The following is a 2,404-nucleotide window of genomic DNA, read 5'->3' as shown; positions in this document are numbered from 1 at the left end:
GCATTTACCTGCCAGCGATTATTAAATAGGTGAAATATCAGGTAAAAGTATTAAAGGAAAACCTGCCGACTGTTGAAAAGCAGTCGGCAGGCTATTTAAATCGATTGAATTTTTTATGTGAATTTGATAATTTCTGGATTTTGAAACAAATGAATTTCTATGAATTTAAAAGAATGACAGAGAAACATGAAAAATTGATCAAATTCGGCTCATTTTGCTTGTCAAAGCTAAATAGAAATGTCCTAATGAGTGGATAAAATCATCAGTATGGGTTTTTTCTTATGGCTAACCACCTTATTTCTTCTTGTTTGTATTGTTTCACGGTAACCCTAACCCTGACCCTTCCCCAGCGGCAAGTGGTTTTTTGTGCCTCAGCCCAGCCGCTGGGGAAGGGGAGTAATAGGGGGAAAGGCTCTATTTCGCTGTTCGTCATGATTTTATCGTTCCTGTGTAAATAAACTTGGAATAATCGAACGACGATTTCATAGTTCCTAATTAGGATTAGGACCTTTCTATTTTGCTACTTTAGGACATTATCACTTTGCTCTTACATTGGGCGGAAATTGCCCTTGACATAATTGAGCAGGCGGCTATAATTGCGGTTTGTTCGTGAAGCACGGCACCTTGAAAATAAGAATCTCGGAAAATTGTTACAAAGCACACTTTTCCCTTGACAATCGACATAAATTCGATTATAAATAAAGTCCCAAGGGAGATAGTTTGATATTGCCAACTTGGGAGCTGATCTTTGAAAAAAGAACAAGGGATGAGAGACAAACCCAGGAAAGCAGTGCCCGTAGCCGGCGAGCAAGTTGAGAGCCGGCGATTTCGTCTATAAAAACGGAAGCGAGCATTGACAGGATTGGAGAGATTCAGTAGAATCCTGCTCTCATGAAGTCAGAACCTTAACAACTGAAAAGTGATAGGAAATAAGCAACAAAAATATAGGTAAGAACAAGCCTCGTTAATTGTCTATCCGTAAAAACGAAACACCGAAAGGTGATAAATTTTTAGCGGAGAGTTTGATCCTGGCTCAGGATGAACGTTGGCGGCGTGCCTAATACATGCAAGTCGAACGAAGACTGTAGTAATACTGTCTTAGTGGCGAACGGGTGAGTAACGCGTGGGTGACCTGCCCCGAAGTGTGGGATAACAGTCCGAAAGGATTGCTAATACTGCATAATATCCAAGAGATTAGACGCTTTTGGATTAAAGGAGTAATTCGCTTCGGGAGGGGCCCGCGTCCCATCAGCTAGTTGGTAAGGTAATGGCTTACCAAGGCGATGACGGGTAGGGGACCTGAGAGGGTGGCCCCCCACAATGGAACTGAAACACGGTCCATACACCTACGGGTGGCAGCAGTAGGGAATATTAGTAATGGGCGAAAGCCTGAACTAGCAACGCCGCGTGTGCGAAGAAGGCCTTCGGGTCGTAAAGCACTTTTTGAGAGGATGAGGAAGGACGGTACTCTCAGAATAAGTCTCGGCTAACTACGTGCCAGCAGCCGCGGTAACACGTAGGAGGCAAACGTTATCCGGATTTACTGGGCGTAAAGCGCGTGTAGGTGGTTTGGTAAGTAGGGCGTGAAAGCTCCTGGCTCAACTGGGAGAGGACGTTCTAAACTGCCAAGCTTGAGGATGGTAGAGGGAGGTGGAATTCCGGGTGTAGCGGTGGAATGCGCAGATATCCGGAGGAACACCAGTGGCGAAGGCGGCCTCCTGGACCACTCCTGACACTCAGACGCGAAAGCTAGGGTAGCAAACGGGATTAGAGACCCCGGTAGTCCTAGCCCTAAACGATGTAGACTTGGCGTCGGTGGTTTAATCGCCATCGGTGTCGTAGCTAACGCGTTAAGTCTACCGCCTGGGGACTACGGCCGCAAGGTTAAAACTCATAGGAATTGACGGGTCCCCGCACAAGCAGCGGAGCGTGTGGTTTAATTCGATGCTACACGAAGAACCTTACCTGGGTTTGACATAGAGGTAGTAGGGAAGCGAAAGCGGACCGACCCTTCGGGGAGCCTCTACAGGTGTTGCATGGCTGTCGTCAGCTCGTGTCGTGAGATGTTCGGTTAAGTCCGCTAACGAGCGCAACCCTTGTTGTGTGTTACACGTATCACACGAGACCGCCGGTAGAAAGCCGGAGGAAGGTAGGGATGACGTCAAGTCAGCATGGCCTATATATCCTGGGCTACACACACGCTACAATGATCGATACAATGGGTAGCCAAGCCGCGAGGCGGAGCCAATCCTAAAAAGTCGGTCTCAGTTCAGATTGCAGGCTGCAACTCGCCTGCATGAAGATGGAGTTGCTAGTAACCGCAGGTCAGCGATACTGCGGTGAATACGTTCCCGGGCCTTGTACACACCGCCCGTCACGTCATGGGAGTTGGCAACACCTGAAG

Annotated in this window: 1 rRNA gene; it reads left to right on the top strand. The window is 47.6% G+C overall.

Annotated elements, in window-relative coordinates:
• Positions 1-1,010: 1,010 nt before the first annotated feature.
• Positions 1,011-2,404, top strand: a 16S ribosomal RNA gene (locus VIS94_13755); the annotation flags it as partial.

It is taken from the genome of Desulfomonilia bacterium, assembly GCA_036567785.1.
Lineage (GTDB): Bacteria > Desulfobacterota > Desulfomonilia > UBA1062 > UBA1062 > DATCTV01.
Note: the sequence above shows the minus strand (reverse complement) of the source record. Positions and strands in the feature narration are given on the sequence as shown.